The organism is Levilactobacillus yonginensis (genome assembly GCF_003946265.1).
GTDB classification, from domain to species: Bacteria; Bacillota; Bacilli; order Lactobacillales; family Lactobacillaceae; genus Levilactobacillus; species Levilactobacillus yonginensis.
The window spans coordinates 1-4319 of record NZ_RHNO01000048.1 but is presented as its reverse complement, the minus strand read 5'-3'; the positions used below and the strand labels follow the sequence as shown (position 1 = coordinate 4319).

5 protein-coding genes are annotated in these 4319 nt (G+C 44.1%); 1 reads left to right on the top strand and 4 read right to left on the bottom strand.

All coding sequences use genetic code 11. The features are described from left to right. Positions 1 to 47 precede the first annotated feature (47 nt). From EKM87_RS12180 to EKM87_RS12165, 4 genes are all read right to left on the bottom strand, one after another. Positions 48 to 923: a GW dipeptide domain-containing protein gene (locus EKM87_RS12180; RefSeq protein ID WP_164506507.1), complete on the bottom strand. Its 876-nt coding sequence runs from the start codon at positions 921 to 923 to the stop codon at positions 48 to 50. Positions 924 to 1098: 175 nt separating this feature from the next. Next, the gene (locus EKM87_RS12175; RefSeq protein ID WP_125685006.1) at positions 1099 to 1458 is read right to left on the bottom strand and encodes a hypothetical protein; all 360 of its coding nucleotides are present in this window, start codon (positions 1456 to 1458) and stop codon (positions 1099 to 1101) included. A 642-nt stretch (positions 1459 to 2100) separates the two neighbouring features. After that, positions 2101 to 2421, bottom strand: coding sequence for a hypothetical protein (locus tag EKM87_RS12170; RefSeq protein ID WP_125685004.1), 321 nt, complete (start codon positions 2419 to 2421; stop codon positions 2101 to 2103). A 79-nt stretch (positions 2422 to 2500) separates the two neighbouring features. Then, positions 2501 to 3397, bottom strand: coding sequence for a 3-hydroxyacyl-CoA dehydrogenase (locus EKM87_RS12165; RefSeq protein ID WP_125685002.1), 897 nt, complete (start codon positions 3395 to 3397; stop codon positions 2501 to 2503). A 192-nt stretch (positions 3398 to 3589) separates the two neighbouring features. Between EKM87_RS12165 and EKM87_RS12160 the strand changes: the two genes are divergently transcribed. Further along, entirely contained in the window at positions 3590 to 4168 is a 579-nt protein-coding gene (locus EKM87_RS12160; protein ID WP_125685000.1) for an LOG family protein, read from the top strand. Positions 4169 to 4319 lie beyond the last annotated feature (151 nt).

Here is a 4319-nt window from a genome sequence, read left to right as displayed (position 1 = left end):
TAGGCATAGAAAAATCCCCTTAAAGTTAACAGATGAATTATAGTTTTTCATCTGTCAACCTTAAGGGGACTATAGCACTTAATGCTGGTCTTTTTAACCTTGGTTCGCGTGCGATTGCTCTCCAACACATAATACGTGTCTCTAACAGGATCAATCGTAATAACGGTTGCTGAATTATCTTCACCTTGGACAATCAAAGTCTTCAACTGATTATCCTGACTTAGTGATGCCACTTTGATACGTGGCTTCTTTTTGTTTACCCACACTCTTTTGGTGAGCTGTGTATTACGCGTTAGGTAAGCAACAGGGTCTAAATACCGGCCACTTAATACTGCCCCTTGATAAATCCAACCCAATTTTTTCCCGGAAGCTGTCTGGACTTTTATAAAAGTCCCATGTAATCGGGTATGCATTTTCTCAGTCGCATATAGCGTACGAAAACGATAAGTACTGCCTCGGTACTGTTCCTTAACGCTCTGCCGCGTCCCTCTTGGATACGTCCAAAAATTATACTGACTGGATTTTAAGTTAACTGGCGTTTTTTTAATCGACGTTTGGGCCAACACCGTCTTGACCTTTTTTACAGCACTCCGACGAACATAGAATGTTCTGAACGTTTTTCTGCGCGCATGTCCTTTCGTAAAGGTCCAACCAACAACTTGACGTTGAAGACCAATATACTTAACACCGCGGTGCGTCGTCTCGCGATTTTTAAAATAGAGGTCTTTCGTATGTGGATGCATCACTTTAGTTATCAATGGCGTTGATAGATGACGACTATACTTCACCGAACGTGTGCTTTTAAAAACGTACCCGTATTTTTGGAAATTGGAATTTGCCGAAACACTTACGATTGGCAACAAATACAGACAAATTACCCCAATTGATATAATATTTTTTTTGAATAATCGATGTTTAACCATACTCACACGCCTGCCTATCTATTGAATAACTGTTTAATCGTATACTGATGAGCATTAGAAGCTCGTACATATTTTCCATTTTGATTATTTTTAACGAAGATACCTTGCCCTTCATTAACCAAATTATAAGAGCCATGCATTCCAGGACGAAGGAACAACACTACTTTCGTGTCTATCAACCAGGCTCAGGTACTGAATATGCCACATTAAATAAAATAATTCTAGTCACATGAAATGCATAAACATAATAGCTTCCATCCCAGCTTAAATATGAATTATTAATTTCATAAGCTCGACCAATATGATACTTACCAAGCAAATATCGAGTTTCACCAGAGCCTACTTTAGTGACCTGAGTATGGAGTGCAATATGCGGATGCCCAGACAAGGCTATGGCCAATCTTACAGAATTACTCGGCACTGTAAGAAAAGCAAGGACGGTAAAAAGCAGAACCTCAAGAACTTTCCTCACTCTTCCAATATTTTTCCAATGACTAACTAATTTCTCTTTAAAATGATCATATTTTGTTTTCAAGAAATCATCTCATTTTCAAATGGATTAGCCGAACACCATTTGAACCACTCGATGCTAATCCCGTATTTAAATTCCTATGCTTATAATTTCCTGTGTGCGACGCATAATAAACCCGATACACATAGTGACCATGCTTCTTTTTCTTGTATGTTCCATCGACAAATCCCGAATGAAACCATTCATTGCTATAGTCCCCTTAAGGTTGACAGATGAAAAACTATAATTCATCTGTTAACTTTAAGGGGACTATAGCATAATCCCAAATACTGATAATTCCTTTTATTTATAAATTTTCCATGCTTACTTGTCACTTTTCTTGACTGTCTATTCATTTCGACGCTCCTCCCACTTTTACCTATTCAAGCACAATACACTACCCACTTGAGACAATGTGTGGTGCTTTCTTTTAAAATCTATTCTTAATTTTTTCTTTAGTCAATAGTGATTTAGGTGAACCTTAATCTAAAACGCTAGTTTGCTCACTTAATGATGCAACCAATCATAGTTCAAATCCGTTTAAACTCAGTTAACCTATAAATAAGGCCTGCACTTCTTCACTAACTCAAAAAAAGAAAAAGGCGCTCTCCAGAATTGGTGAACGTCTCTTGAGATTCCAGTTGTACTAAGCTGCTTTCCTTCGTTTCAATTCCGCGATTCCAACAAGACGGTACCCGTACTGGATCCAATGTTAGTTCCAGAACCCAAATTTCCAGAATCATCGGGATCTGTTTTCCCACTATTATTCTTATCATAGTCTGCTTTTCCAGTCGCATACCCAGAATCATAACTTTGATTATCGGCCTCGGACTGATTAGCTTTAGGCTTTGACCCTTTACCGCCTTCGCCATCAGCATTTCCATCGGTTTGGCCAGCCTTATAATCATTAGCGTTTTTCGGCGCCTCATCGTCATAAGCCTTGGTACAAGCATCACCACCATTAGGGCCTTTAGAATCTACCGCCAATGCGGTCTTTTTGCATACTATTTGATTTGATTCAGCATTCTATCCAGTAAATATTACATGACTAGCACTACGCGTTAATTCATATTAAAAATTCTGCCTGCTCATACACTGGGTGCGGATACTGATAAAAACCGTGGTTACTTGCCAAGCCTAGTCGATGATGATCTAACAACTCCATTTTTAGTTTATGAGCTACCTCGACCAATCCGCCCTTTCCTGGCTGAGCGCTAGCCGCTAACAAACCGTTGTAAACGCGTTTCAACCCAATCTGGTCTAGAATACCAAACGGGCCCTTCGGTGCACTAGTGGCAATCATCCAGGCTCGGTCGATGGTGGCTGGTTCCGCGATTCCATTGGCCCACAGTGTCAGTGCCGCCTCCAGGAACGGCGTCGTTAATGTATTGATCACGTACCCTGGTTGTTCACGCTGCAATAAAATCGGCGCCATCCCAATGTCCCTGGCAAACTGGACAACCTCCTGATACACAGCCGGATCCGTCTCGGGCTGCCCCATGATTTCAGCCGCATGATCGGTCCAGACTGGACTCGTGAAGTGCAGGGCCAGAAAACGGTCTGGTCGGCCCGTCATCACCGCAAACTGACTGGGGATAAACGTTGCCGAGTTAGTCGTAAAAATCGTCCGGGCCGGGGCCACTTTCGCCAAGGTGGCGTAAAACTCCCGCTTCACCCCGGCCGCCTCGGGGATCGCTTCAATCACCAAATCGGCGTCCTCGACTGCCGTCTCCAAGTCCGTGGCATACCGAATTCGCTCATTGGTATCGTGTAACATGGCGGGGGTGGCGGCTAACTCCCGGGCATAAATGGTATCCCAGGTAGCCACGCGGCGCTTGCTGGCCGCTACCTTAGCTGCGTTGACCTCGCAAATTGTGAGCCGAAATCCACTATAGGCGGCCTGGTAAGCAATCTGACTCCCCAACGTGCCACCGCCCGCTACAACGACCCTTTCAATAGCCATGACCCTTCATCCTTCCCGTTAGCGAACCTTTTATGTGACCAGCTTAGAAGGGTCACCGCTAAAGGTCAATCAAAGCACCCGGCTTGATGCAAACGCCTTACTAAATTGAAAAGCACTTACAAAAACTATCTCCCCCCAACACTGGTTTGCGGTATAATAGTGCCAAAATAAGTTTACTTGGGGGTCAGTTTCATGCCAAAAATTAAAAATGTTTGTGTCTTCTGTGGATCCAATCACGGCTATAATCCAAAGTACTTAAGCGAAACGAATAACCTCGGCCAATACTTAGCTGAGCACCAACACCCCGTTGTTTATGGTGGGGGTAAAGAAGGGTTGATGGGCGCCATCGCCACCTCGACCATGGAAGCTGGTGGTGAGGTCATCGGTATCATCCCCACCTTCTTACGTGAGATGGGCCTAGCCAAGGAAGACGTCACCACCTTCATCGAAACGGCCACCATGGACGAACGTAAGGACGAGATGTTGCGTCAAGCCGATGCGTTTATCGTGCTACCCGGTGGCTTTGGTACCTTTGAGGAATTCACGACCATGCTGTCGTGGAGTCAGATCAACGTTCATCAAAAGCCCATCGCTCTCTTCAACATTGACCACTACTTCGATCCACTGGTTACGATGATGCAAAGATGCTGTGACGAAGGTTTTGCCCCACAAGAAAACCTGCAGCTCTTCATCGATGCCGCCACGATTGACGAAATCTTCTCGGGTTTTGAAAACTTTCATCACCAATTGCCTTACAAGTACACCAACTAAAGCCGGCCAAAATAGCGGTACAGAAGGTACAGAGCTAGCTGTTCTTTGGTGCCGCTTCAGCAAAATAAATTTGGAAATAAAAACCACCCGTTAAACGGGTGGTTTTCTCGAGGGCTATAAGCCCTGGGTACCGGCCAGCGTCTCAAGGCGC